Source organism: Pseudomonas sp. FP2335, from assembly GCF_030687535.1.
Classification (GTDB): Bacteria; Pseudomonadota; Gammaproteobacteria; order Pseudomonadales; family Pseudomonadaceae; genus Aquipseudomonas.
On the sequence record NZ_CP117437.1, the window covers coordinates 1,196,157 to 1,220,122 of the forward strand.

General features: G+C 61.9%; 25 protein-coding genes. 13 read left to right on the plus strand and 12 right to left on the minus strand.

Going from position 1 to position 23,966, the window contains the following annotated elements:
• Window position 1: 1 nt before the first annotated feature.
• Together maiA and PSH81_RS05200 are read left to right on the plus strand one after the other, a co-directional pair.
• On the plus strand, window positions 2-637 hold the full coding sequence (gene maiA, locus PSH81_RS05195; protein ID WP_192297493.1) for a maleylacetoacetate isomerase: 636 nt from the start codon (window positions 2-4) through the stop codon (window positions 635-637).
• Between the two features lie 139 nt (window positions 638-776).
• Complete coding sequence (locus tag PSH81_RS05200) at window positions 777-2,147, plus strand: aromatic acid/H+ symport family MFS transporter (RefSeq protein WP_226457429.1); 1,371 nt, start codon at window positions 777-779, stop codon at window positions 2,145-2,147.
• A 21-nt stretch (window positions 2,148-2,168) separates the two neighbouring features.
• Here the strand turns inward: PSH81_RS05200 and PSH81_RS05205 are convergent, their stop codons facing one another.
• A complete protein-coding gene (locus tag PSH81_RS05205; RefSeq protein ID WP_226457428.1) occupies window positions 2,169-2,972 on the minus strand; it encodes a SirB1 family protein in 804 nt (267 codons plus the stop codon).
• Window positions 2,973-3,159: 187 nt separating this feature from the next.
• On the opposite strand from PSH81_RS05205, the gene PSH81_RS05210 reads away from it, so the two are divergent.
• A complete protein-coding gene (locus PSH81_RS05210; RefSeq protein ID WP_192297487.1) occupies window positions 3,160-4,179 on the plus strand; it encodes a Glu/Leu/Phe/Val dehydrogenase in 1,020 nt (339 codons plus the stop codon).
• A gap of 54 nt (window positions 4,180-4,233) precedes the next feature.
• Here PSH81_RS05210 and PSH81_RS05215 read toward each other — a convergent pair whose 3' ends face one another.
• The gene (locus tag PSH81_RS05215) at window positions 4,234-4,494 is read right to left on the minus strand and encodes a YebG family protein (protein ID WP_003188807.1); all 261 of its coding nucleotides are present in this window, start codon (window positions 4,492-4,494) and stop codon (window positions 4,234-4,236) included.
• Between the two features lie 248 nt (window positions 4,495-4,742).
• Between PSH81_RS05215 and PSH81_RS05220 the strand changes: the two genes are divergently transcribed.
• Complete coding sequence (locus PSH81_RS05220) at window positions 4,743-5,231, plus strand: phosphate-starvation-inducible protein PsiE (RefSeq protein ID WP_192297485.1); 489 nt, start codon at window positions 4,743-4,745, stop codon at window positions 5,229-5,231.
• Here PSH81_RS05220 and PSH81_RS05225 read toward each other — a convergent pair.
• From PSH81_RS05225 to PSH81_RS05235, 3 genes are all read right to left on the minus strand, one after another.
• The gene (locus PSH81_RS05225; RefSeq protein WP_305392113.1) at window positions 5,228-5,542 is read right to left on the minus strand and encodes a DUF3509 domain-containing protein; all 315 of its coding nucleotides are present in this window, start codon (window positions 5,540-5,542) and stop codon (window positions 5,228-5,230) included. The two genes, PSH81_RS05220 and PSH81_RS05225, sit on opposite strands and share 4 nt — an antisense overlap.
• 260 nt (window positions 5,543-5,802) lie before the next feature.
• The gene (locus PSH81_RS05230; protein WP_305392114.1) at window positions 5,803-7,089 is read right to left on the minus strand and encodes a serine/threonine transporter; all 1,287 of its coding nucleotides are present in this window, start codon (window positions 7,087-7,089) and stop codon (window positions 5,803-5,805) included.
• Window positions 7,090-7,149: 60 nt separating this feature from the next.
• Window positions 7,150-8,526 (minus strand): L-serine ammonia-lyase, encoded by a 1,377-nt coding sequence (locus tag PSH81_RS05235; RefSeq protein WP_226457426.1) that lies wholly within the window; start codon window positions 8,524-8,526, stop codon window positions 7,150-7,152.
• Window positions 8,527-8,662: 136 nt separating this feature from the next.
• Between PSH81_RS05235 and PSH81_RS05240 the strand changes: the two genes are divergently transcribed.
• A complete protein-coding gene (locus PSH81_RS05240; protein WP_192297479.1) occupies window positions 8,663-9,610 on the plus strand; it encodes a LysR substrate-binding domain-containing protein in 948 nt (315 codons plus the stop codon).
• A 212-nt stretch (window positions 9,611-9,822) separates the two neighbouring features.
• Window positions 9,823-10,233 (plus strand): HPF/RaiA family ribosome-associated protein, encoded by a 411-nt coding sequence (locus PSH81_RS05245; RefSeq protein WP_012722380.1) that lies wholly within the window; start codon window positions 9,823-9,825, stop codon window positions 10,231-10,233.
• A gap of 61 nt (window positions 10,234-10,294) precedes the next feature.
• On the opposite strand, the gene PSH81_RS05250 is transcribed toward PSH81_RS05245, so the two are convergent.
• Complete coding sequence (locus PSH81_RS05250; RefSeq protein ID WP_305392115.1) at window positions 10,295-11,806, minus strand: MFS transporter; 1,512 nt, start codon at window positions 11,804-11,806, stop codon at window positions 10,295-10,297.
• A 106-nt stretch (window positions 11,807-11,912) separates the two neighbouring features.
• On the opposite strand from PSH81_RS05250, the gene PSH81_RS05255 reads away from it, so the two are divergent.
• On the plus strand, window positions 11,913-12,785 hold the full coding sequence (locus PSH81_RS05255; protein ID WP_226457424.1) for a LysR family transcriptional regulator: 873 nt from the start codon (window positions 11,913-11,915) through the stop codon (window positions 12,783-12,785).
• A gap of 11 nt (window positions 12,786-12,796) precedes the next feature.
• Here PSH81_RS05255 and fecA read toward each other — a convergent pair whose 3' ends face one another.
• From fecA to PSH81_RS05270, 3 genes are all read right to left on the minus strand, one after another.
• On the minus strand, window positions 12,797-15,133 hold the full coding sequence (fecA, locus tag PSH81_RS05260) for a TonB-dependent Fe(3+) dicitrate receptor FecA (RefSeq protein WP_305392116.1): 2,337 nt from the start codon (window positions 15,131-15,133) through the stop codon (window positions 12,797-12,799).
• Window positions 15,134-15,224: 91 nt separating this feature from the next.
• Window positions 15,225-16,166: a FecR domain-containing protein gene (locus PSH81_RS05265; RefSeq protein ID WP_192297471.1), complete on the minus strand. Its 942-nt coding sequence runs from the start codon at window positions 16,164-16,166 to the stop codon at window positions 15,225-15,227.
• Window positions 16,163-16,651 (minus strand): sigma-70 family RNA polymerase sigma factor, encoded by a 489-nt coding sequence (locus tag PSH81_RS05270; RefSeq protein ID WP_192297469.1) that lies wholly within the window; start codon window positions 16,649-16,651, stop codon window positions 16,163-16,165. Before PSH81_RS05270 ends, PSH81_RS05265 begins: the two co-directional genes overlap by 4 nt.
• 184 nt (window positions 16,652-16,835) lie before the next feature.
• On the opposite strand from PSH81_RS05270, the gene PSH81_RS05275 reads away from it, so the two are divergent.
• From PSH81_RS05275 to PSH81_RS05295, 5 genes are read left to right on the plus strand one after another with little or no spacing between them, the layout of a single operon-like run.
• Window positions 16,836-17,138 (plus strand): DUF3649 domain-containing protein, encoded by a 303-nt coding sequence (locus PSH81_RS05275; protein ID WP_192297467.1) that lies wholly within the window; start codon window positions 16,836-16,838, stop codon window positions 17,136-17,138.
• Window positions 17,135-18,709, plus strand: coding sequence for a PepSY domain-containing protein (locus PSH81_RS05280; RefSeq protein ID WP_305392117.1), 1,575 nt, complete (start codon window positions 17,135-17,137; stop codon window positions 18,707-18,709). The genes PSH81_RS05275 and PSH81_RS05280 overlap by 4 nt, the downstream gene beginning before the upstream one ends.
• Complete coding sequence (locus PSH81_RS05285; RefSeq protein ID WP_192297463.1) at window positions 18,710-19,036, plus strand: DUF3325 domain-containing protein; 327 nt, start codon at window positions 18,710-18,712, stop codon at window positions 19,034-19,036.
• A gap of 9 nt (window positions 19,037-19,045) precedes the next feature.
• Window positions 19,046-19,624, plus strand: coding sequence for an RNA polymerase sigma factor (locus PSH81_RS05290; RefSeq protein ID WP_192297461.1), 579 nt, complete (start codon window positions 19,046-19,048; stop codon window positions 19,622-19,624).
• Window positions 19,621-20,598 (plus strand): FecR family protein, encoded by a 978-nt coding sequence (locus PSH81_RS05295; RefSeq protein WP_305392118.1) that lies wholly within the window; start codon window positions 19,621-19,623, stop codon window positions 20,596-20,598. Before PSH81_RS05290 ends, PSH81_RS05295 begins: the two co-directional genes overlap by 4 nt.
• Here PSH81_RS05295 and PSH81_RS05300 read toward each other — a convergent pair whose 3' ends face one another.
• Together PSH81_RS05300 and yejK are read right to left on the minus strand one after the other, a co-directional pair.
• Window positions 20,599-20,949 (minus strand): glutaredoxin family protein, encoded by a 351-nt coding sequence (locus tag PSH81_RS05300; RefSeq protein WP_192297457.1) that lies wholly within the window; start codon window positions 20,947-20,949, stop codon window positions 20,599-20,601.
• Window positions 20,949-21,953: a nucleoid-associated protein YejK gene (yejK, locus tag PSH81_RS05305; RefSeq protein ID WP_305392119.1), complete on the minus strand. Its 1,005-nt coding sequence runs from the start codon at window positions 21,951-21,953 to the stop codon at window positions 20,949-20,951. The genes PSH81_RS05300 and yejK overlap by 1 nt, the downstream gene beginning before the upstream one ends.
• Window positions 21,954-22,348: 395 nt before the next feature.
• Here yejK and PSH81_RS05310 point away from each other — a divergent pair, with 395 nt between their 5' ends.
• Window positions 22,349-22,630, plus strand: coding sequence for an HU family DNA-binding protein (locus PSH81_RS05310; RefSeq protein ID WP_003188840.1), 282 nt, complete (start codon window positions 22,349-22,351; stop codon window positions 22,628-22,630).
• A gap of 208 nt (window positions 22,631-22,838) precedes the next feature.
• Here the strand turns inward: PSH81_RS05310 and rlmF are convergent, their stop codons facing one another.
• Window positions 22,839-23,858, minus strand: coding sequence for a 23S rRNA (adenine(1618)-N(6))-methyltransferase RlmF (gene rlmF / locus PSH81_RS05315; RefSeq protein WP_192297455.1), 1,020 nt, complete (start codon window positions 23,856-23,858; stop codon window positions 22,839-22,841).
• Window positions 23,859-23,966 lie beyond the last annotated feature (108 nt).

The following is a 23,966-nucleotide window of genomic DNA, read 5'->3' on the forward strand; positions in this document are numbered from 1 at the left end:
GATGGAACTCTATACCTACTACCGCTCCACCGCGTCGTACCGGGTGCGCATCGCCCTGGCGCTCAAGGGCCTGGATTTTCGTGCGGTGCCGGTCAACCTGCTGGTGCCGGCCGGTGGCGCGAACCGCCAGCCCGAGTACCTGGCGATCAACCCGCAGGGCCGCGTGCCTGCCCTGCGCACCGATGACGGCGAGCTGTTGATCCAGTCACCGGCGATCATCGAGTACCTCGACGAACGTTATCCACAGGCGCCGCTGCTTTCCAAGGACCTGGCAACCCGCGCCCACGAACGCGCGGTGGCGTCGATCATTGGCTGCGATATTCATCCGTTGCACAACTCCAGCACCCAGAACCTGTTGCGCCAGTGGGGGCATGACGAAGCGCAACTGCTGGAATGGATCGGCCATTGGATCAGCCAGGGCCTGGGCGCGGTGGAACAGTTGATTGGCGACACAGGGTTTTGCTTTGGGGAGCAGCCAGGCATGGCGGATGCGTTTCTGATTCCGCAGCTGTATGCGGCGGAGCGCTTCAAGGTGCCGTTGGCGGCGTATCCGCGTATCGGCCGGGTGGCGGCGTTGGCCGCGCAGCATCCGGCCTTTATTCAGGCGCACCCTGCCAATCAACCTGACACCCCCTAAATACACATGTGGCAGCTGGCTTGCCTGCGATAGCGGAGCACCCGTGCCAGATGAGTTGCCTGACGCACCGCCATCGCAGGCAAGCCAGCTCCCACAGTTTGATCAGCGTCATCCTTATGAAAATAATAGGTACCTTGCGATGCACAATCAGATTGCCAGCTTTCGCGCGGCACTCGACGCCCGTCCGGTGTCGCGCTATCAGTGGTTGATTCTTCTGTTGCTGGCGCTGTTGCTGGTGACCGATGGCTACGACGCCCAGGTCCTGGGTTACGTGGTGCCAGCGCTGGCCAAGGATTGGGGGCTGGAAAAAGCGGCCTTCGGCCCGGTGTTCAGCGCCAACCTGCTGGGGCTGACGTTGGGCTCGCTGCTGGTCACGCCGCTGGCGGACCGCTTTGGCGTGCGCCGCATCCTGCTCGGCTGCGTGCTGATCTACGCCAGCCTCACGCTGCTGATGGTGTTCGCCCACTCACTGACCAGCTTGATGGCGGCACGCTTTATCTGCGGCATCGGCATGGGCGGCGCCATGCCGAGCGCCATGGCGTTGATGTCGGATTACTCGCCACCGCGCCTGCGCACCTTGATGGTGACGTTGGCTGCGTGCGGCTTTTCGTTCGGCGGTGCGGCGGGTGGTTTTGTGGCCGCCGGGTTTATCGACGGCTTCGGCTGGCAGGCGGTGTTTCTTGCCGGTGGCGTGACGCCGTTGCTGCTGTTCCCGTTCCTCGTGTGGTTGCTGCCGGAGTCGCTGCCGCGCTTGCTGCGGGATGCGCCGCCGTATGCGCGTTTGCACGACGTCAGCACGCACATGGTGCCCGGCTGGCAAGCGCCGCTGGCGGCTGCGGCAGACAGCCCGCAGGCGCAGGGCGGCCAATTGACGGTAGTGGAGCTGTTCCGCAACGGCTATGCGCGCCCGACGCTGCTGATCTGGGCAACGTTTTTTGTCAGCCTGATCCTGTTGTATTTCATGATCAGTTGGTTGCCGTCGCTGCTGCTGGAAAGTGGGCTGGCCCTCAAGCAAGCCAACCTGGTGACCTCGATGTTCCTGTTTGCCGGCACCCTTGGCGCCATCGGCATGGCCTGGTTCGCCGACCGCCTGAAAAGCAAAGTGCGCCTGTTGTCCGGGGTATTGGCGGCGGCCGCGCTGTGCACGATCCTGCTGGGCTTGAATCACGACAATCCGCGCTACCTGGTGGCGTGCGTGTTTGCCGCCGGGTTCTGCATTATCGGCGGGCAACTGACGCTTAACGCTTTCGCCAGCAACTTCTACCCGGCCCACGTGCGCGCCACTGGCACGGGGTGGGCGTTGGGTGTGGGTCGGTTTGGCTCGATCCTGGGGCCGCTGTTCGGCAGCCTGTTGTTGGCGATGCATATCCCGGTGCAGCAGATTTTCTTCTTCTGTGCGATTCCGGCGGTGATGGCGGCGCTCTTGATCATCCAAGTGAGATCACCGGGCTCAAGTGGGCCTGTGAGTCCGTTGCATGGCGACATTCTAAAAGCGCCGGCCAATCACTGATGCGCCGCAGCTTCTTGATGCTCAGTGCACCACTGAGTTAGGCGGCAAATGGCCCAATCGCTCGGTCAAGCGCAGGCGTTGGATCGGGTCCTCACTGAGCATCAACGCGTGCTCCAGATCAAAACGCTCGGCGTTCGGGCAATCCAGGCGCTGATACAAACTGGCCCGCGCCAGGTAATCGGCGGCGCTGGCATTGCCCAGTTCCAGTACACGTTCGGCATCCACCAGGGCGGCCAGCGGCGCGTCATTGGCCAGGTGCAGTTGGCGCAGGTTGCGTGACAGGCGTTGCAGGATCGAACGTGGGTCGGCGCTGTGCAGGTGGTCGGCCTGCAACTTGAGGTTGGGGCCGTATTGGCGTTGCAGCAGTTCGCGGCAATCGTTGGGGTACAGGCGCCGGCCGCCGCAGGGGTCCAGCAGGTGATCGGCGCCGGGTACCCGCAGCAGGAAGTGTCCGGGGAAATTCACGCCGACCATCGGGATGTGCAGGCGTCGCGCCAGCTCCAGCGCGATCAACCCCATGGCCAGCGGCTGCCCGCGTTTGCGTTGCAAGACTTTGTCCAGCAAGGCCGCGGCGGGGCGTAGCGGGGTGAAGTCGTCCTGGGCGAAGCCCAGGTCGTTCAAGCGGCGCAGCAGCGGCTGGCCCAGTTCATCCGCCGGCAGCATGGGCATGCCTACGCTGACTTGCTGTTGCAACAACGTCAGCTCTTGCAGGATCACCAACGGCTGCACCGTGGGGTCGTGCTCGGCGGCAATCCACAGCGCCGCTTCAAACAGCGCAGGGGGGGAGCGTTCCAGGCAGGCGAAAAAGGCTTTGCGGGGATTCATTGCATTCTCCGGCGGATGTCCCCGTTTTAGCCTTGCTGGGAATTTTCGTCCAGTGGCTTGAGAAATATCCCACTTGCTTATGTCGCGCGACCTGCAAAATCGGGCGGCTTATTCCAGCGTATTCCGGCAGTTTTCCACCGCAAGCCTATACTTGGGCCACTACCAGAAGTGATTCGGGAGCTTGACGATGTTTGCTCTCATGCACAGCACCCGCCTTGAATCGCTGCACTTGAGCGTCGACCCGGTTACCGGGCTGAAGGCGGTCATCGCCATCCACAACAGCCGTCTCGGGCCCGCCCTGGGTGGCTGTCGCTACCTCTCCTACCCCGACGACGAAAGTGCCGTGGCGGATGCCGCGCGCCTGGCCCAAGGCATGAGCTACAAGGCCGCCCTGGCTGGCTTGCCGGTGGGCGGCGGCACGGCGGTGATTGTCCGCCCAGTGCACGTGGAAAGCCGCGCCGCGTTGTTTGAAGCCTTTGGCCGCTGCCTCGAAAAACTCGACGGGCGCTTCATCACCGCCATCGACAGTGGCACCTCGGTGGCCGACATGGACTGCATCGCCCAGCACACCCGTTTCGTCACCAGCACCACGGCGGCGGGCGACCCTTCGTCCCATACTGCCATGGGCGTATTCACCGGTATCCGCGCCACCGCCATGGCGCGCCTGGGCAGTGACAACCTCGAAGGCCTGCGGGTGGCCGTGCAGGGCCTGGGCAACGTCGGTTACGCGCTGGCCGAGCAACTGCACGCCGCGGGTGCCGAGCTGCTGGTGAGCGACATCGACCATGGCAAGGTGCAGTTGGCCATGGAGCAATTGGGCGCGCACCCCATCGCCAACGATGCATTGCTCAGCACCCCCTGCGACATCCTGGCCCCCTGCGGCCTGGGCGCCGTATTCAACCGCCAGAGCGTCGGCCAACTGCGCTGCGCCGCCGTCGCCGGTTCCGCCAGCGCGCAACTGACCCACCTGGACAACGCCGATCAGCTGGAGGCACGGGGCATCCTCTACGCCCCCGACTACGTGATCAACTCCGGCGGCCTGATCTACGTCGCCCTCAAGCACCGTGGCGCCGAACTGCCCACCATCACCGCGCACCTGTCGAACATTGGCACCCGCCTGACGGAAATCTACGCCCACGCCCAAGCCGAAAAACGCTCCCCCGCCAGGGTGGCGGACGAACTGGCCGAACGCCTGCTGTACCGCTAGCCAGATATTAAAAAGGCCCTGAATCAATGATTCAGGGCCTGTTCAATTCGGGCTTTATTCCGCCGCCGGGTTCAGCAACTCGGACAGTGCATCCGGTTGGCTCTTGAACGCCTTGGCAAACACATCGCGGTTCTTCGCCATGTAGATCCCGGCTTCCTCAACCTGCTGCTCGCTCAACGACGGCACGGCTTTTTGCAACACTTCTGCGAGCAACTCAGCGAGTTCAAGCATCTTGTCATGACGGTCAGCTTCGGCTTTATCCATGAACAAACGCTCCAGATCTCGGCTGCTGCGGTATACCACTTCGACGGCCATTCACCACCTCACATGCCTTCACGATAGTTGTCTTTTGCGACTACTGTATTTATATACAGCTAAAAGGGTAAGCCAAACCGTGGGGTTTGGGTAGCAGTTTTTTAATGTAGCCCGTAAATACAGGTTAAGCGTGCCTCATGTCACCCCGCCATCATCTTATACACGCCGCTGGCCTTTTTTCTGCATGCAGAACAACCGTCACGTCCAACCCGCATTATCCGGTCGAACCGACCTAAGGAAGCATCATCGTGAAAATCAACTGGGCCGAAAGGCTGCGCCAGAACGTGCATGGGCTGGCGGAATCCCTGGGTAATCTGTTTGTGGAGTCGTTCCACTACCTGGCGTTGTTCGCCATTGGTGCGGTGACGGCCTGGGCGGCGGTGATGGAATTTCTGGGGATGCTGGAGAACGGGCATATCAAGATCGATGACATCTTGCTGCTGTTCATCTACCTGGAATTGGGCGCGATGGTCGGGATTTACTTCAAGACCAACCACATGCCCGTGCGCTTCCTGATCTACGTGGCGATCACCGCGCTGACGCGCCTGTTGATCTCCAACGTGTCCCACCACAACCCGCCAGACGTAGGCATCATCTACCTGTGCGGTGGGATTCTGCTGTTGGCCTTCTCGATTCTGGTGGTGCGCTACGCCTCGTCGGCGTTCCCTTCGGTGAAAGTCGAAGGCCCGCGTCGCAAGGGCGAGGCGAGCCTGGAGACCGAGAAGGGTGAGCTTTAAAGCCCGACGCTGAAGGGCAGGGCGCGGCTGGGTGGTCGCTGCAACAGTTTGTGATCGCCATCCGTCATCACCGCCAGGATCTCCATGGCGCTGTGGCCCTGCTCGATGGCGATGCCGAATTGGATGCTTTGCACCAGGCGTTTAAGGCGCTGTGGATCGTTGCGTTGTTCGGCGCTGATCATGCGCTTGGCCACCACGCCCGCCTCGTTGGAGAGGGTGAGCATGATGCTGCCATCCAGCCGCTGGATGCTCAGGTTGACGCGGTATTCCGGTGTGAAGGTGTCAGTGATGATCTGAAAAGGATTGTCCATGGTGCGTACCGCCTGATAAGAACATGCAGTCATTGACGACCGGTGTCGGGATTAGTTCGCATCTCCTGACCACCGGCCATTTCCCTTGTGATCTGTACAGCAAGCGCCGTGCCGTACAGCGATCCCCCTGGCAATGAGACCTCCATGTGGGAGCGCGAATGCGGTGGATCAACCCGGTATTCATTGGCTGATCCACCGCATTGGCGAGCAAGCCCGCTACCACATGGAGTCAGTGTTGTTCTTCAGGTGTGTGCGTTGTTTCAGGGCAGTACCGAGAAAACGATCGCAGACAGCGCAATCAGGCCGAGTACGACCACAAACACATTCGACACCTGGCCCGAATACTGGCGCAGCGATGGCACGCGGCGAATCGCATACATCGGCATCAGGAACAGCAGGCACGCGATGATCGGCCCGCCCATGGTTTCGATCATGCCCAGGATGCTCGGGTTGAAGGTGGCCACGGCCCAGCAGGTCAGCACCATGAACAGCGCGGTGCTGCGTTCCAGCCATTTGGCCGACATCGAACGGTTACGCCCGCGCAATGATTTGACGATCAAACCTTGAAAACCTTCGCTGGCGCCGATGTAGTGGCCGAGGAACGATTTGGTGATGGCCACCAGCGCGATCAACGGCGCGGCATAGGCGATCACCGGGGTCTGGAAGTGGTTGGCCAGGTACGACAGGATCGAGATGTTCTGCGCCTTGGCGGCCGCCAGGTCGGCCGGCGACAGGGCCAGCACGCAGCTAAAGCAGAAGAACATCACCGTCAGCACCATCATGCCGTGGGCGGTGGCGAGGATGCCGCTGCTTTTGCGCTCGGCCTGCGGGCCATACACGCGTTTCTGGTCGACGGCGAACGCGGAGATGATCGGCGAGTGGTTGAAGGAAAACACCATCACCGGAATCGCCAGCCACAGGGTCTTGAAGAACAGCGGCAGGGGCATGCCCTCACTGGCTGAGGCGAAGAATGCGCCGTTCCAGTTGGGGATCAGGCTGAATGCCAGCAACAACAGGGCGGCGACGAACGGATACACCAGCACGCTCATGGCCTTGACGATCACGCCCTGGCCGCAACGCACAATCGCCATCAGGCCGAGGATCAGCACCAGCGACAGGATCGCCCGGGGCGGCGGGGCCATGTGCAGTTGGTGTTCCATGAAGCTGCTCAGCGTGTTGGTCAGCGCCACGCTGTACACCAGCAGGATCGGGAAGATCGCAAAGAAATACAGCAGGGTGATCAGCTTGCCCGCGCCGACGCCGAAATGTTCTTCGACCACTTCGGTGATGTCGCCGGATTTGCCCGACAGCACAAAGCGCGTCAGCCCACGGTGGGCGAAGAAAGTCATCGGGAAAGCCAGCAACGCCAGCACGATCAGCGGCCAGAAGCCGCCCACGCCGGCGTTGATCGGCAGGAACAGCGTGCCGGCACCGATGGCGGTGCCGTAGAGGCCGAGCATCCAGGTGGTGTCGTGTTTGGTCCAGCCTTTGCTCACGGTTGTTTCAATTACAGGATTTTCGGCAGCAGGTGTACGTACATCGGTCATCGTTATTGCCTCGTTATTATTTTTGCGCGGGCTCACGTTGGGACGGTCAGGGAATGCTCCTCAGCATTCCACCCAGCTCACGGCCAGGCCGCCCCGTGAAGTTTCTTTGTATTTGTCATGCATATCGGCGCCGGTATCGCGCATGGTGCGGATCACCCGGTCGAGGGAAATGAAGTGTTTGCCGTCGCCGCGCAGGGCCATCTGCGTGGCGTTGATCGCCTTGACGGCGGCAATCGCATTGCGTTCGATGCACGGCACCTGGACCAGCCCGCCGACGGGGTCGCAGGTCAGGCCAAGGTTGTGTTCCAGGCCGATCTCGGCAGCGTTTTCCAGCTGTTCGGGCGTGGCGCCGAGGACATCGGCCAAGCCGGCCGCGGCCATGGCGCAGGCTGAACCGACTTCGCCCTGGCAGCCGACTTCGGCGCCGGAGATCGAGGCGTTTTTCTTGCACAAAATGCCGACAGCGGCGGCCGCCAGGAAGAAATTCACCACGTCGTCGTCGGACGCATCGGCATTGAACTTCATGTAGTAATGCAGCACCGCCGGGATGATCCCCGCCGCGCCATTGGTCGGCGCGGTGACCATGCGCCCGCCGGCGGCGTTTTCTTCGTTGACGGCGAGGGCGAACAGGTTGACCCATTCCATCGCCGACAAGGTCGACGTGATCACATTCGGTTTGCCGATTTCCAACAGGCTGCGGTGCAATTTCGCCGCTCGGCGCGGAACATCCAGGCCGCCTGGCAAGATGCCTTCATCGCGCAGCCCTTGTTCCACGCATTCGCGCATCACCGACCAGATATGCAGCAGGCCGCTGCGGATCTGCTCATCGCTTCGCCATGCGCGTTCGTTGGCCATCATCAGCTCGGAAACCCGCAGGCCGTGCTTGTTGCACAGCGCCAGCAGTTCGACGGCGCTGGAAAAGTCGTAGGGCAATTGCACATCGCTGGTCGGCGCAAGGCCCGATTCGGCCTCAGCCGCTTCGATAATGAAACCGCCGCCCACCGAGTAGTAGGTTTGTTCGCTCAACAGGCCGTTGTCGCCATAGGCGTGCAGGGACATGGCGTTGGGGTGGTAGGGCAGGCTTTCGTCCAGCAGCAGGAGATCACTTTGCCAGTTGAAGGCAATTTCCTGTTGGCCTGCGAGCAGCAGTCGACCGGACTCGCGCAGGTGCTGGATACGTGCATTGATCGACGTGGGATCGACGCGATCGGGCCACTCGCCCATCAAGCCCATCACACAGGCGCGGTCGGTGGCATGGCCGATACCTGTGGCGGACAGTGAGCCGTACAGGCGCACTTCGACGCGGCGGGTGTCGCTCAGCAGATGGTGGTCGAGCAGTGCCTGGGCGAAGGTCGCCGCCGCACGCATCGGGCCAACGGTGTGGGAGCTGGACGGGCCGATGCCCACCTTGAATAGATCAAAAACACTGATAGCCATGCTAAAGCCTTACAAGCAATGGAAGGTAATCGCTGCCATTTTTTGTCGGCCGAGCGGAGTTGGCGCGATACTGAGCCTCTGGATCAGCAATGACCAACGAATTATCCTAAGACACCCTTTAGCAGGACTAAACCCTATGACCCGTCCCCTCCATGGCCAGACTTATGTCTGGCTGCACGTGTTTTCCTGCGCGGCACGACACTTGTCGTTCACCCGTTGCGCCGAAGAACTGCACATCACACCGGGGGCGGTGAGCCAGCAGATTCGCCAGCTGGAGGAGCGTTTGGGGTTTCGGCTGTTCCATCGCCGTGCACGCGGGGTAGAGCTCAGCGCCGAGGGGCAACGGCTGGCGGCGACGGTGGGGGAGGCCTACGGCAGCATCGATGCGGAATTGCAGCGGCTGGACGCAGGAATGATCAGCGGCACCTTGCGCCTGCGGTCGATCCCGTCGTTCCTGGGCAAATGGCTGACCCCGCGTCTGCCGCGCTTGCAGCAACGGTTCCCGGACATTCAGCTGCGCATGGTCGCCGAAGACAGCAGCATCGCCTTGCATGAGGGCGACTTCGACCTGGCTATCGACCTGAACGACGGCAGCTACCCCGGCCTGTTATCCACAGCCCTGCTGGATGAGCAGATTTTCCCGGTGTGCGCGCCAAGCCTGCTGCGCGGGCGCCCGCCGTTGCATGGCCCGGCCGACCTGGTGCATTTCCCGCTGCTGCACGACATCACCGCCTGGCGTGGGAGTTATGAATACGCCGAGTGGGAGTTTTACCTGAATGCCATCGGTTATCACGAAGCCGATGTGCGCCGCGGCCACACGTTCAACCGCAACCACCTGACCATCGAAGCCGCCATCGCCGGCATGGGCGTGGCCATCGCACGCCGCACCTTGCTCAACGATGAGCTGGAACGCGGCACCTTGATCGTGCCGTTCGGCCTGGCGGTGCCCAACCATAAACGTTACGTGCTGCTGTATGCGCCGGGCGCGCTGAACCATCCGGGCGTGCGGGCGGTGCATGACTGGCTGGTGGAGGAGGCAGGGATTTTTCGCGGATTGCACCCGTTGGGCGAGGGGCAATTGTGAGGGGCGCAGGGTGGAATAAGTTGTAACTAACTCCCCACCCTAACAGCGTTTTTGCTTGTAGTCAGGGTTAATTTGTAATGTGGGATTTATCTTTGCAAAGGGGTTGAATTGTTTCGCTGACTGCTCAATTGTGTAGTCAGGAGGTCATGGTTTCACCGCATCGGTGTTGCAGTTGTGACCTCCCGCGAGCTAGCTGAAATAAGGGAAGAACTATGCAAATCCAAGTCAATAGCGATAACCATATTGAAAGCAGCATCCGACTGGAGGAGTGGGTACGTACTACCATTGAGAGCACGCTCGAACGATACGAAGAAGACCTGACCCGCGTTGAGGTCTACCTGCGCGATGAGAACGGCGACAAGCCCGGTCCCCATGATTTGAGCTGCCGTCTGGAAGCACGGCCAAAGGGCCATCAGCCGCTCTCGGTACTGCACAAGGCCGATACCCTGGAACAGGCGATCGACGGTGCGGCGACCAAGCTGGACCACGCGTTGGAACATCTGTTTGGCCGACTGCAAGGCAAGCCACGCGCTGCCGGTAAAAGTTTGTCGGATACCAAAGTCAATGAAGATGAGCTTGAACAGGAGTTTCTGGAAAAAGAACGTGCCGTATTTAACAGCTGATAGCTGACAGTTCTTTCATCCCCCCCATAAAACGGGCCTGCAAATGCAGGCCCGTTTTCGTTTACCCCAGACGTCGGAAAAAATACCGGCTCAACACTGCCAGCCCGGCGGCGCCCGCCCCTGCGAAGAGCATCGCCCAGCCAGCGCCCTGACGCAGCGCCGCCTGGGCGTCGGTGGCCGCAAGTACGCTTGAGGCGGTGAGCTTGCCCGCTGCAATGTTCTGGCTGATGGCCGGCCACTGCGTCAGCGTACTGGCGGGCAAGAGTGCGGCCAGTTGATCGCTGATCCCCAGTAGCAATACCAACCCCATCAACGCAATGTTGAGCGCCAGGGTAATCAACCGCGCACTGAGGTCGATGCCCGAGGCCATTCCCGCGCGGTCTGCCGACACGGAGCCGGTGGTGGTGTTGGTGGTCGGCGAGTTGGTCAGCGCCAGGCCCACGCCGGCCATCACGCAACTGATCAGCACCAGCACGATGCTGGGTCGTGCGGCAAGGTTGACGGCGGCCATGCTCAAGAAGCCTACGCCCATCAGGCCCAGCCCCTGGGGGATGATGCGTTCGGCGCCGTAGCGCAGGGCCAGGCGTTCGGCCAGTGGCGGCACCAGCAAGGTCGGCAAGGTGTAGGCGAGCAGGGCGCCGCCGGTGGTCAGGGTGTCGTAGCCCAGGCCAGCCTGGAAGTAGAGCGGCAGGTAAATCATGAACGGCCAGAAGCTGAAGTTCATGCCGATGGAACCCATCAGCGCACCGTTGAAGCGGCGGATGCGAAACACCGAGAAATCAAACATCGGGTGGGCGCTGCGCCTCTCGATAAATATGAACAGCATCAGGCCGACCAACGCCAAGCCCGCCCAACCGAGCATGGCCGGTGTGCCGAAACCGTATTCGCTGCCCTGGGTGATGAAGTACACCAGCGAAAACACCGACAACGTCAGGGTCAACATGCCGGCGATATCGAGGCGGTTTCCGGCCGGGTCGCGGGATTCTTGCACGCTGATGTGCAGCAATCCTAGCGTCAGCAAGGTCAGCGGCACGTGTACGAGAAACACCCAGCGCCAGTCCGCCACCGCCAGGATCAACGCCCCGACCATCGGCCCGAAGCCCAACCCCACACCCGCGATCACGCCCCATACCGCAAAGGCCCGTGCGCGCGCCGCTGGCTCGCGGAACTGGTGCGACAGAATCGCGAACTGACAGATCATCATCGCCCCGGCGCCCACGCCCTGTACGAAACGTGCCGCGATCAGCGTGGAGGCGTCGTCAGCCAGGCCACACGCCAGCGAGGCCAGGCCAAACAGCCACAGGCACAGCACCAACATGCGCCGCCGACCAAAGCAATCGGCCAGGGTACCGGCTGCCATCAACACGCTGGTGCATGCCAGGGTGTAGGCGTTCATGATCCATTGGGCGTCCTGGAAGCCGGTGCCCAATTGTTGTTCGAGGGTGGGCAGGATGATCGGCACGCTGGAAATCTCCAGGCCGAACATCAGGGCCACCAGGCAGACGGCGGTTAAAGCGAGGCCGTTCCTGGCGGTGTGGGTTGGTTGAGTGGCCGATAACGTGGCGGCGGGCATGGAATTCTCCTGGGAAGAGTGAAGTGATGCTATTTTCAGGGGAACTCAGTTCGTTATTCGTGATAAGTTTTCCGTCAATACGGGAATCAGGAGCGACAATTCAAGCATGTCTATCCCACGTTTTGATGGCGTTGAGCTCTTTCTGCAAGTGGTGGAAAGCGGCAACCTGACCGAGGCGGCCGAACGCCTGAACCTCACGCGCTCGGCCGTCGGCAAAGGTCTGGCGCGGCTGGAAGCCCGCTTGGGCACACGCTTGTTGCAGCGTTCTACCCGGCGTCAGCATCTGACCGAGGATGGGCAGGCGTACTACGAGCATTGCCTACGTGCAGTGGCGGAACTCGAGGCGGCCGAATCGGTGCTGGAAAGCGGGCGCCAGCAGCCGCGCGGACGCTTGAGGGCAAGCGTGCCACTGGCATTCGGGCATCACTATGCGGCGCCTGCGTTGTGGGGGCTGATGGATGTTTACCCGGAGTTGGAGATCGAGATCAGTTTTGCCGACCGCATGATCGATCTGGTGCAGGAAGGCTTTGACCTCGCCGTGCGGATCGGCCCGCTGCCCGACACCGACCGCCTGAGTGCGCGCCGGCTGGGCGAACAATCGGTGGGCCTGGCGGCGTCACCGGCGTACCTGCAGCGCGTAGGACGAATTGAATCTATCGATGATCTGGCAGGCCATCGCGGCATCGCCTACAGAACCAACACCCCGCATCGTTCGAGAGTGGTTTCGCCGTTGGTGCTGGACGACCTCCAGGCCGTGGCCGATGCCGCCATCGCGGGCGTTGGCCTGGCCTGGTTGCCGAGTTGGTTGATCGCGCATTACGTACTGCGCGGGAGGCTGGAGGCGGTGTTGCCGGGCTACCGTGAACAGCCTTCGCCGATCCACGTGATTTGGCCGACCGCACCGCACATGCCGGCCAAGACCCGGTGCGCCATCGACGCACTGGTCGCGGCGACCCCGAGCTGCCTGGCGGGCAGTTAAAGTGGCGAGGGTTAGAAGGCGATGGAAGTCTGCACGTACACCGTGCGCGGTTCACCGACGTACTTGCCCTTGTTGTTGTCGTCGAACGAGCGGGTGAAATACTGCTTGTTGAAGATGTTTTTCACACCGACCGCGACGTTCAAGTCTGACAGTTGCGGGCCAAAGTCGTACGCGGCACGGCTGCTGAACAGCATGTAGCCAGGGATACGTCCGGTATTGCCTTCAGCATTTTCCTGCTCGGTATTGGCGTTGTCGGCGAACTGGCTGCTCTGGTAGCTGCTGTCCACATTGAGTTTCCAGCGACCTTCGGTGTAACCCACGCCCAGGGTGCCTTTGTGCTTGGACGAGAAGGGTACGCGGTTGCCTTTGTTCGGGCCGTCTTCGCGGATGGTCGCGTCGATGTAGGCGTAGCTGGCGTACACATCAAAACCCGCCAGCGCCGGGCTCAGACCGTCGAGGGCATAGTTGAAGCTGGATTCGATGCCTTGGTGGCGGGTTTGGCCGCGTGCGATCACCGAGTCATCGGTCTGGTTGCTTTCGTACTGGTTGTCGAAGTTGATCAGGAACGCGCCGAGTTCCGCCCGCAAGGTGCCGTCGTCGTAGCGCGTGCCGATTTCCCAGGTGCGGGCTTTTTCCGGTTTGACTTCACCTTTGGGCACGCGCTTGGCCATCTGGCTGTACTGCACGCTGCCGAACGAGCCTTCGGTGTTGGCGTAGAGGTTCCAGCTGTCGGTCAGGTGATAGAGCACGTTCAACGCTGGCAGCGCGGTGTTGTAGCTGCCTTTGTTGTCGAGGTTGTTGATGTGGTCGACCTGCCGGGATTTGATCATTTCGTAGCGCACGCCCGGGGTGATGGTCCACTTGCCAATATCAATCCGGTCGTCGATGAAGAACGCGTTGGCTTCGGTACTGCCACGGGTGTCGCGGTCGTTCTTGCTGCTGGTGCTCGGAATTTGCTGGTTGGCCGCAATCGGCGTGGTGTAGCGCATCTCGTGGCCGGCTTCGTTGATATAGCGATAGCCCACGCCGACTTCGTGGCTGGTGTTGCCGAGGTCGAAGCCTTGGGCGAAGCGGGTTTCCAGGCCGCGCACCCAGTATTCGCGGGGCGACAGGGACAGGAAGCGGGTCTGGTCCAGGTAGCCGTTGCGCAGGGTGGTGGTGAAGAAGGTGTTCACGGTGAATTCGCGGCGGTCTTCCTGGTAGCGGTAACCGGCGTTGAACATGGTACGGCGCCCCCAGAATTTGTCGTAGGGACGGGTCGACTGATACGGGTCGGCCTTGTAGTCCTTGACGTTCAAGCCACCGGGCATATCCGCCTGGCCTTCGTAGTACTGCGCCATGGCGTTGAAGCTGTTGGCCTCGTCGAGCTGGTATTTGCCCTTGAGGATCAGGTCATCGATGCGCGTGTTGCTGTTTTCACGCCAGTCGCCGCCACGGGTGCCGGAGTACAGGAGCGCGCCGCCCAGGCCGTTGTCGGCGGTGCCGCCGGCCAGCAGGTTGGCGGTGGTCTTGAAACCGTCATGGCTCGAAGACGGGCTGGTTTCGGTCTGGAAACCGCCTTTGACAGTCGGTGTGTCCGGGATTGCGCGGGTCACAAAGTTGACCACCCCGCCGACGTTCTGCGGGCCGTAGCGCACGGCGCCGCCGCCGCGGACCACGTCCACCGCGTCCATGTTGCCCATGCTGATCGGCGCGAATGACAGTTGCGGTTGGCCATACGGTGCGAAGGGCACCGGGATGCCGTCCATCAGCACCGTGGAGCGCGACGCCAGGCGCGGATTGAGGCCGCGAATGCCGAAGTTCAGCGCCATGTCGTGGCTGCCGGTGCCATTGTTTTCCGGGGCGTTGACGCCGGGGATGCGGTTGAGCACATCGCGGGCCTGGGTTGCGCCCTGGCGTTCGAATTCATCGCGGCGGATCACGTCACGGGCGCCGGGATGTTCGAAGACATTGGTTTGCGCCGCATCGCCGAGCCAGTCGCCGACCACGCTGGAGGTGCCCAGTTCGAGGGGTGCCGGTGCATTGGCCGACTGCAGGCTGTAGGCATTGTCGCCCTCGGCGCGGGCTTGCAGGCCGGTGCCTTCGAGCAATTTTTGCAGGCCCTCGGCGGCGCTGTAGTTGCCGCTCAAACCACGGCTCTGCATGCCGGCCGTGACCTCGGAGCCGAAGGAAATCAGCACGCCGGCCTCGCGACCGAATTGATTCAACGCGGCTTCCAGCGACGCTGGTGCGATGTGGTAAGGCTTGGCGTCGGCGGCCATTGCAGCAGGTAGTACGGTCAGGCTCAGGCTGGCGCCGAGTAGGAGTTGGCCCAAGGTGCGGGCAAGAAGCGTCGGTTGCTGGGGCATGAAGTGCGGTCCTGAGAAGGAAGGATCAAGGTGGCTTTCCTTCTCTGTCACGCGAGGTGTGGAAAACGGCTCACAACAATTGCAGATAATTTCAGGCTCGCGCCTCGACGGTTACCCAATAGCGGGTAAAGCGCCGCACTTTGACCGGCAGGCTGACGGTCAACAGGTCGAGAATGCGTTCACTGTCGTCCAGCGGGTAGCTGCCGGAGATCAGCAGGTTGGCGACCTGGGGGGCGCAATTGAGTTGGCCACGGCGATAACGGCTGAGTTCGCCGAGGAAATCTTCCAGGCGCATGTGGGCTGCGACCAGCATGCCATCGGCCCACGCGCCGCTGTTGGCGTCGGTGGCGCGCGGGGTGTCCCAGCCTTTGCGGGTGAAGTTGACCTGGTGTGCGGTGTCGACCGTCAGCGGCAGGCCGCTGTAGGTATTGGGCATCACGTCGACGTGGCCGTCGAGGACCGCCAGTTGGGTGTGGTCGTTGAACTGGCGCACATTCAGGCGCGCCGCCTGGCTGCTGAGCAGACCCTGGCCGGTCAGCACGTTGAGCGGCCGGTTGCCTTTGGCGCCGGTCAGCAGGATCTCGCCTTCGAGCAGGCGGATCAGCCGCTGCTGGCCATCGAAATGCACATCCACCGCGCTGCCGGTATTGAGCTGCAACTGGCTGCCGTCGGCCAGTTGCACCTTGCGCCGTTGACCGACGGGGCTGCGGTAGTCGGCCGTGAGCGGCGGCAGGATATGTTGCTGGCGCAGGCTCCAGGCGGCGGCCGAACCAGCGCCGAGGATCAGCAGCAGCTTGAGGGCCTGGCGGCGGCTGGTGGAGGTTGGCGCGTTCAACGCCGCATGGGCCAGGGGCGATGGCATGCCACGCAGGCGCTGGTTGACGCGTTGCATATGGTCCCAGGCGCGCTGGTGTTCACTGTGGGCATTCAGCCATTGCTGCCAGGCCGCTTGTTGGCGCGGGTTGAGGGCGCCTTGCTGCATTTCCATCAGCCAATGCACGGCCTGTTCGGCAACTTGGGTCGAGAAGTTCATAGGGCAAAGTAGCAGCGCATGGCGGCTTTATTCAGGTGGCGTTTGACGGTGGCGATGGAGATGCCCAGCTCTGCGCCGATTTGCGCGTAGGTCAGGCCATCGAGTTGGGCCAGCAGGAAGGCGCGTTTGACTGGCGTGGGCAAGCCGTCGAGCAACTGGTCCAGCTCGACCAGGGTTTGCAGGATGATTGCGCGTTCCTCTTCCGACGGTGCCACGTGTTCGGGCAACTGGGCCAGGGCGTCGAGGTAGGCGCGCTCCAGGTCCTGGCGGCGGTAGAAATTGCACAGCACGCGCTTGGCCACGGTGGTGAGGAAGGCGCGGGGTTCGATCAATGTTGGCGTTTCACGGGCGCTGAGCACGCGGATGAAGGTGTCTTGCGCCAGGTCGGCGGCACTTTCCGGGCAGCCGAGCTTGCGTCGCAACCAGCCGGTGAGCCAGTGGTGATGGTCGGTGTACAAAACTTCGACGGTGTTGGACGGCTGCAACGCGATCACCCTTCGCTACGAGCATGCGGGCATTTGGCATGCTTTAGAGAACAAGAATTGTTCGCATTGTAGGTGGGCTGCTACGGTTCGGCAATCCGCCAGTACCGGCGTTTCATCCGTTCTTTTTTGCTTATGAGAATATTTATCATTAATATTGCGCACTGATGAACCTGGCGTCTCCCGCATGAAAAGCAAAACCTCACTTGCGCTACCCTACCGTCTGGCCGTCACATCGCGGGTGCTCGCGGCTGTCGTCGGCGGCTACCTGATGGCCTCCCTGGCCGCCATCTGCCTGGCATTGTGGATGCCCACGTCCCGCGCCGACGCGGTGATCACCGGGATGATGAGTTCGTTTGTGTTCTATCTGCTGGCGGTGCTCTGGTGCTTTGCATGCCGCACGGCCTGGCGCGCCTGGTTTGGCGTGATGTTGCCGAGTGCGGCGTTTGCCACCCTGGCGGGTGTGGGGTTGTGGATGGCGCGTCCATGAAAGAGGGTTTTCGCCAGGCCATGGCCTGGTTGCACACCTGGAGCGGGCTGATCTTTGGCTGGCTGCTGTTTGCGATTTTCCTGACGGGCACCTTGTCGTATTTCAAGGACGAGATCAGCCACTGGATGCAGCCCGAAGTGCAGGCTTATCCACTGGACAACGCGCGCAGCCTGGGCGTCGCGCAAACCTATTTGCAGCAGGTGGCGCCAACGGCCGCGCGCTGGTTTATCAACCTGCCGGATGACCGCGACCCCGCCTTGACGGTGATGTGGCAAGACAAACTCGACCCTGGCCGTCGCGGCAATTTCATCCAGAAAACCCTCGACCCGGTTACCGGCCAAGATGTGCAGGCCCGCGAAAGCATGGGCGGCGAGTTCTTCTATCGTTTCCATTTCCAGCTGCAAATGCCCCATCCTTGGGGCCGCTGGCTGTCCACCATCGCTGCGATGGTGATGTTTGTCGCGCTGATCACCGGGATCATCACCCACAAGAAAATTTTCAAGGACTTCTTCACCTTCCGCCCGCGCAAAGGCCAGCGTTCCTGGCTCGACGGGCATAACGCGGTCGGTGTGCTGGTGCTGCCGTTCCACCTGATGATCACCTACAGCAGCCTGGTGATTTTCATGAGCATGGTGATGCCGGCGCCGATCCTCGCCTCCTATGCGGGTGATACCCGCGCCTTTTTCAACGACGTGTTCCCCGCCACCAACAACGCGCCGGCGCAGGGGCAACCGGGCAAATTGCTGCCGCTGTTGCCGATGTACGAACAGGCGCGGGCGCAATGGGACGGTGGCCATGTGGGGCGTCTGGGGGTGAACAACCCCAGCGACGTGAACGCTTCGGTCAATGTGTTTCGGGCCAGTTCCGACAACGTGGTGCATGAGTTCGACAGCATCGTGTCGTTCAGCGGCACCAGCGGCGAACTGCTGCGCACCAGTGCCGGGCAATCGCTGCCGGCGATCATCGGCGGCAGTTTCTACGGCCTGCACATGGGCCAGTTCGCCGGGCCGGTGTTGCGTTGGTTGTACTTTATCTGCGGGCTGGCGGGCACGGCGATGATCGGCACCGGGCTGGTGATCTGGCTGGGCAAGCGTCAACTCAAGCACGCCAAGAGCGGCGTGATGCCGTTTGAACTGCGCCTGGTGGAGGTGCTCAACATCGCCAGCATGTCCGGGTTGATGATCGCCATTGCGGCGTTCTTCTGGGCCAACCGCCTGCTGCCGGTGGGCTTTGCCGAGCGCTCTGCCTGGGAAGTACAGACCTTCTTCATGGCCTGGGGTGTGAGCCTGCTGCACGCGGTCCTGCGCCGTGGCCGCCAGGGCTGGGTTGAACAACTGAGTGTCGGCGCGCTGCTGTTTGTCGCGATCCCGCTGCTCAATGCGCTGACCACTTCGCACCACCTGGGCGTGTCGCTGGCGACGGGTGATTGGGCCATGGCCGGTTTCGACCTGACGTGCCTGGCCAGCGGCTTATTCCTCGCCTGGGCCGCGTGGAAGATGCAGCACCGTGCTGCGCCCCAGCCCAGGGGCGAGCGGGCGCGTTCGTTGACCCTCAAGCAGGAGGCGAACTGAATGCTGCTCGCACTCTTGATGTGCTACGCCGGGTTCACTGCGCTGTGCCTGTCCACCGACCGTCACCATGGCGAATTGCTGCACAGCAAGCCGTCGCCCCAACGGCGCGTGGGGTTGCGGGCGGCGGGCTGGTTGCTGCTGGCACTGTCGATCTGGCCTGCCGTGGCGCTCGGTGGTTGGAGCCGGGGCCTGGTGGAGTGGTGCGCGGTGTTGATGCTCAGTGCGCTGTTGCTGGTGCTGTTGTTGCCGTATCGGCCACGGTTGGCCTTGATCCTGGCGGGCGTCGGCCTGCTGGCCAGCCCCGTCGCGGCCTTCGCCATCCTCTGAGCCACGCCCATGATGATCAGCACCCCACCGGAGTCCCAGGACAGCCAGCGCGCTGAATCAGCAGGCGGGCGTGCGCATTTCCTGCAGGTGTTTCTCTCGCAGCGTTCACAGATGGAAGCCTTGGTCAGCCGACGTGTCGGTTGCCGTGCCACGGCTGCCGACCTGGTGCAGGATTTATTCCTACGCTTCTGGCGCCGCCCGCTGGTGCAGGTCGAGGAACTCAGCACCTACCTGCTGCGCTGCGCTGGCAACATCGCCATTGACCACCTGCGCAGCGAAAGCGCGCGGGTGCGCAGCAGCGAAGGCTGGCTGCCCGAGCAACAGGATAATCAGGGTTGCGAACCCCAAGCGGCCTTGGAGGCGGGCAATGATCTGCGCCATGTCGAAGCTGCCCTGCGCAGCTTGCCGGAGCGCACGCGGCAGATTTTCCTGCTCAACCGCATTCATGGCCGCAAGTACGCGGAAATCGCCAAGGCCATGGGTCTGTCCCAAAGTGCCGTGGAAAAACATATGATGCGTGCCCTCGAAGCCTGCAAAGCCAGCCTTCGTGAGCCATCACCCCCACGCACGCCAGGGACAGCACCGTGAACCGCACCCCCACGCCCGACCAGGAACACGCCGCGCTGGCCTGGCTGAGCCTGCTGCACGACCAACCGAGCAGCGGCGACCAGGCCACGTTCAGCCAATGGTTGCGTGCCGATCCGGCCCACATCGAGGCGTACTCCCGGGCCCAGGTGCTTTGGGAATTGAGTGAAGTGCCTGCGCGAAAATTGGCGGACGAGGATGCATTGGCCTTGCAGGGTTACCTCAAGGCGATGCACACCTCGAAGCGCTCGCGGGTTGTACGCGGGGCAGGCGCGTTGGCGATGGCCGCGTGCCTGCTGCTGATGGTGTCCATGGGCGCAGGCTGGCAGCCGTCGCGCTGGGTCGATGACTTTGGCGCCGACTATGTGACGGCGCCAGGCGAAGTCAAAACCGTCACCCTGGCGGATAAATCCCAAGTCACCCTTGATGCCGACAGCGCGATTGCCGTGGATTTCAGCCATGGCGAACGGCACATCCAGTTGCGTCGTGGTGCGGGGTTTTTCAGCGTGACCCACACTGGCGAGTCCTTTGTGGTGGAGGCGGGCAGCGGTGAAGCGCGGGTGCTCGGTACGCAATTCGAAGTGCGCCTGCAACCGGCGGGGGCGCAGGTGACGGTGTTGTCGGGGCGGGTAGGGGTGACGCCGTCCAGGCAGGGCCAACAGCAAGTCCTTACAGCCGGCCAGCAAGTGGCCTACACGCAAGGTGTGGCCGATGCCATGCACCCGGTGGACAGCGAATCGCGCCTGGCCTGGCGCGACGGCTGGCTCAACTACTACAAGGCGCCGCTGGCCGATGTGGTCAAGGATCTGGAGCGCTACTACCCGGGCCGCATCCTGTTGCTCAACGATGAGATGGGCAGCAAGCGCGTCAGTGGCAGTTTCCCGAGCAAGGATCCGCAGGCGGTGTTGAATGCGTTGCAGGCCGTGCTCGGGTTCGAGCAGCACAACCTGCTGGGTCGCGTGATCGTGGTGCGCTGATTATTTCAGCGCCGCCATGATCTTCTCCGGGCTGAACTCACGGATCAGCGTGCCGTTGACGTCTACAAACGGAATCCCGCCGCCGCCCAGCGCCTCGTAGGCCTTGCGCGCCTGGGCGTCCTTTTCGATGTCGAACGCCTGGTAGGGCAGGCCTTTCTGGTCCAGGAAGCGGCGGATCTGCTTGCAGTAGCCGCACCATTCGGTGGAATAGAGCACCACCCGCGCCGAGGCCCGGGTTTGTTCCGGCGCCACCTGGGACGGATTGAACACCCGCTCGATCTTGCCCCAGTTCTGGAACACCACCACCACCAGCAATACCAGCAGGACTTTCTTGAACACCCCGCCGAGCATCAGTTGCGGCGCTTGAGCTGGTCGGTCAGTTGGGTCGGCAAACCCTTGATGATCAGCGTGCCAGCCGCCTCGTCGTACTCGATCTTGTCGCCCAGCAAGTGTGCTTCAAAACTGATCGACAAGCCTTCGGCGCGGCCGGTAAAGCGGCGGAACTGGTTGAGGGTGCGCTTATCCGCCGGAATTTCCGGCGACAGACCGTAGTCCTTGTTGCGGATATGGTCGTAGAACGCCTTAGGCCGATCTTCATCGATCAAGCCCGAGAGTTCTTCCAGGCCCATCGGCTCGCCGAGCTTGGCCTGGCTGCTGGCGTAGTCCACCAGGGTCTTGGTTTTTTCGCGGGCGGATTCGTCCGGCAGGTCTTCGCTTTCAACGAACTCACTGAATGCCTTGAGCAGGGTGCGGGTTTCGCCCGGGCCGTCGACGCCTTCCTGGCAGCCGATAAAGTCGCGGAAGTACTCCGAGACCTTCTTGCCGTTCTTGCCCTTGATAAACGAGATGTACTGCTTGGACTGCTTGTTGTTCTGCCACTCGGAAACGTTGATACGCGCCGCCAGGTGCAACTGGCCGAGGTCCAGGTGACGCGACGGGGTCACGTCCAACTCGTCGGTCACTGCCACGCCTTCGCTGTGGTGCAGCAGGGCGATGGCCAGGTAATCGGTCATGCCTTGTTGGTAGTGGGCAAACAGCACGTGGCCGCCAGTGGAGAGGTTGGACTCTTCCATCAGCTTTTGCAGGTGCTCGACGGCGGTGCGGCTAAAGGTGGTGAAATCCTGGCCACCGTCGAAATACTCCTTCAACCAACCACTGAACGGGTGCGCGCCGGACTCGGCATGGAAGAAACCCCAGGCCTTGCCTTGTTTGGCGTTATAGCTCTCGTTGAGGTCGGCAAGCATGTTCTCGATGGCGGCCGATTCGGACAGCTCCGAATCGCGGGCGTGGAGAACTGCGGGCGTGCCGTCGGGTTTTTTGTCGATCAGGTGGACGATGCAATGACGGATCGGCATGGGCTTCTCGGCTGGTTGAAGGGGAGCGGTTGGCCTCCCCGAAAAGTCGCCCAGTGTACCGCACCCATTGGTCAAGACGCGCTTTCAAGGCGGTTTTGCCGCTCTCCGACATGGCATATGCCATTTTTTCACGGTTTAGAGCGATAAAGCTGACCAAATGGGTAGGTAGAAGCGGATATTTCCCCGTCTCTGTGCTAGTTTTGCCCCGTCTTACGCCAAGTCTCGGCGTTAAGCGTGCATTCAGCATCTGTCAGGTCGAACCAATCCCCGTTTCAAGCATCTATAACCCCGATCTTCGCGGTTATAGCCTGGGGTGCCAGACCTAGACGGTCGGGCTCGACGGCTGACACTGCACTCTGCAATCCATATGAATTTGATAGGGAAGGAACACCACAATGGCTATTACTAAAGACCAACTGATCGCTGACCTGGCTGAAGCAGTAGACGCACCGAAAACCACCGTGCGCGCTCTGCTGGACCAACTGAGCCAAGTTGTTGCTGACCAGCTGGAAAACGGCGGCGAAATCACTCTGCCAGGCGTTGGCAAACTGAAAGTGACCGAGCGTCCTGCCCGTACTGGCCGTAACCCTTCGACTGGCGCTGCCATCGAAATCGCTGCCAAGAAAGTTATCAAGCTGGTTGTGGCCAAAGGCCTGACCGACGCTGTTAACAAGTAAGACGCAGCAAAAAAACCGTGCTCCGGAGCGATCCGGGCACGGTTTTTTGTTGCCTGCGATTTGTAGAGGCCCTGTAGTGAGCGGGCTTGCCCGCGCTGGGTGGCGAAGCCGCCCCAAATCCCGTCACCTCGGTTTTCCTGACACACCGCGGCGGACCGTTTTAGGGCGGCTTCGCCACCCAGCGCGGGGGCAAGCCCGCTCACTACAGTTAGTCGCGGGCCCAGCGCTGGCGCCAGATCTGCTGCTCGTTCTTGGTCTGGAAGGTCCAGGCCACAAAGCGGCTTTGCTTTTGCCCCTGGGACATCTCCACTACCTGGCTTTCCAGCACCCCGGCTTTTTTCAGCGCGGTCTCGATGGCAGGCAGGTTCGACGCCTTTGACACCAGGGTGCTGAACCACAACACCTTGTGGGCAAAATGCGCACTCTCGGCGATCAACTGCGTCACAAAACGCGCTTCGCCGCCTTCACACCACAATTCGGCCGATTGGCCACCGAAATTCAGTACCGGCAACTTGCGCTTGGGATCGGCCTTGCCCAGGGCGCGCCATTTACGCTCGCTGCCCTTGGTGGCTTCGTCCATGGACGCGTGGAACGGCGGGTTGCACATGGTCAGGTCAAAACGCTCACCCGGCTCCAGCAAGCCCAGCAGGATCTGCTTGGGGTTGGGTTGCTGGCGCAGTTGGATGACCTTGCTCAAGTCGTTGGACTGCACGATGGCCTTGGCGGCGGCCACGGCGGTAGGGTCGACCTCCGAGCCAAGGAAGGTCCAGCGGTACTCCATGTAGCCAATCAGCGGATAGACGCAGTTGGCGCCCATGCCGATGTCCAGCACCTTGATGATCGAGCCGCGCGGGACCTTGCCGTCGTTGTTGCTGGCCAACAGGTCGGCGAGGAAGTGCACGTAGTCCGCACGCCCCGGCACCGGCGGGCACAGGTAATCGGCCGGGATGTCCCAATGCTGGATGCCATAGAAGGATTTGAGCAGCGCCCGGTTGAACACCCGCACCGCATCCGGGCTGGCGAAGTCGATGCTCTCTTTGCCATACGGATTGATGATCACGAATTTCGCCAGTTCCGGCGTGGTCTTGATCAGCGCCGGGAAGTCGTAACGGCCTGTGTGGCGGTTGCGCGGGTGCAGGGTAGCCTCTTTGCGCGGCGCGACGGGCTTGGCCGTGGCGGCGGTTTTAGGCTTCTTGCGTGCAGGCTTGGGTGTGCTGGGGGCGGTCATGATGATTCTGGTGTTGGCTCAAAGTGGTGGGCATTGTCACACATTCTCAGGGTGAACTCGGTTAAATGTGGGAGCGGGCTTGCTCGCGAATGCGGTACATCAGAAACA

What these genes read in the sequence shown, in the direction of transcription:
- PSH81_RS05300 (WP_192297457.1), bottom strand. Translation starts at nt 20,949, where the DNA reads ATGCTCGGCGGGGTGTTCAAGAAAGTCCTGCTGGTATTGCTGGTGGTG.
- PSH81_RS05240 (WP_192297479.1), top strand. Translation starts at nt 8,663, where the DNA reads ATGACCCGTCCCCTCCATGGCCAGACTTATGTCTGGCTGCACGTGTTT.
- PSH81_RS05255 (WP_226457424.1), top strand. Translation starts at nt 11,913, where the DNA reads ATGTCTATCCCACGTTTTGATGGCGTTGAGCTCTTTCTGCAAGTGGTG.
- PSH81_RS05215 (WP_003188807.1), bottom strand. Translation starts at nt 4,494, where the DNA reads ATGGCCGTCGAAGTGGTATACCGCAGCAGCCGAGATCTGGAGCGTTTG.
- PSH81_RS05225 (WP_305392113.1), bottom strand. Translation starts at nt 5,542, where the DNA reads ATGGACAATCCTTTTCAGATCATCACTGACACCTTCACACCGGAATAC.
- PSH81_RS05205 (WP_226457428.1), bottom strand. Translation starts at nt 2,972, where the DNA reads ATGAATCCCCGCAAAGCCTTTTTCGCCTGCCTGGAACGCTCCCCCCCT.
- PSH81_RS05285 (WP_192297463.1), top strand. Translation starts at nt 18,710, where the DNA reads ATGCTGCTCGCACTCTTGATGTGCTACGCCGGGTTCACTGCGCTGTGC.
- PSH81_RS05290 (WP_192297461.1), top strand. Translation starts at nt 19,046, where the DNA reads ATGATGATCAGCACCCCACCGGAGTCCCAGGACAGCCAGCGCGCTGAA.
- fecA (WP_305392116.1), bottom strand. Translation starts at nt 15,133, where the DNA reads ATGCCCCAGCAACCGACGCTTCTTGCCCGCACCTTGGGCCAACTCCTA.
- PSH81_RS05200 (WP_226457429.1), top strand. Translation starts at nt 777, where the DNA reads ATGCACAATCAGATTGCCAGCTTTCGCGCGGCACTCGACGCCCGTCCG.
- PSH81_RS05280 (WP_305392117.1), top strand. Translation starts at nt 17,135, where the DNA reads ATGAAAGAGGGTTTTCGCCAGGCCATGGCCTGGTTGCACACCTGGAGC.
- PSH81_RS05275 (WP_192297467.1), top strand. Translation starts at nt 16,836, where the DNA reads ATGAAAAGCAAAACCTCACTTGCGCTACCCTACCGTCTGGCCGTCACA.
- PSH81_RS05245 (WP_012722380.1), top strand. Translation starts at nt 9,823, where the DNA reads ATGCAAATCCAAGTCAATAGCGATAACCATATTGAAAGCAGCATCCGA.
- PSH81_RS05230 (WP_305392114.1), bottom strand. Translation starts at nt 7,089, where the DNA reads ATGACCGATGTACGTACACCTGCTGCCGAAAATCCTGTAATTGAAACA.
- yejK (WP_305392119.1), bottom strand. Translation starts at nt 21,953, where the DNA reads ATGCCGATCCGTCATTGCATCGTCCACCTGATCGACAAAAAACCCGAC.
- PSH81_RS05210 (WP_192297487.1), top strand. Translation starts at nt 3,160, where the DNA reads ATGTTTGCTCTCATGCACAGCACCCGCCTTGAATCGCTGCACTTGAGC.
- rlmF (WP_192297455.1), bottom strand. Translation starts at nt 23,858, where the DNA reads ATGACCGCCCCCAGCACACCCAAGCCTGCACGCAAGAAGCCTAAAACC.
- PSH81_RS05250 (WP_305392115.1), bottom strand. Translation starts at nt 11,806, where the DNA reads ATGCCCGCCGCCACGTTATCGGCCACTCAACCAACCCACACCGCCAGG.
- PSH81_RS05235 (WP_226457426.1), bottom strand. Translation starts at nt 8,526, where the DNA reads ATGGCTATCAGTGTTTTTGATCTATTCAAGGTGGGCATCGGCCCGTCC.
- PSH81_RS05310 (WP_003188840.1), top strand. Translation starts at nt 22,349, where the DNA reads ATGGCTATTACTAAAGACCAACTGATCGCTGACCTGGCTGAAGCAGTA.
- PSH81_RS05265 (WP_192297471.1), bottom strand. Translation starts at nt 16,166, where the DNA reads ATGAACTTCTCGACCCAAGTTGCCGAACAGGCCGTGCATTGGCTGATG.
- maiA (WP_192297493.1), top strand. Translation starts at nt 2, where the DNA reads ATGGAACTCTATACCTACTACCGCTCCACCGCGTCGTACCGGGTGCGC.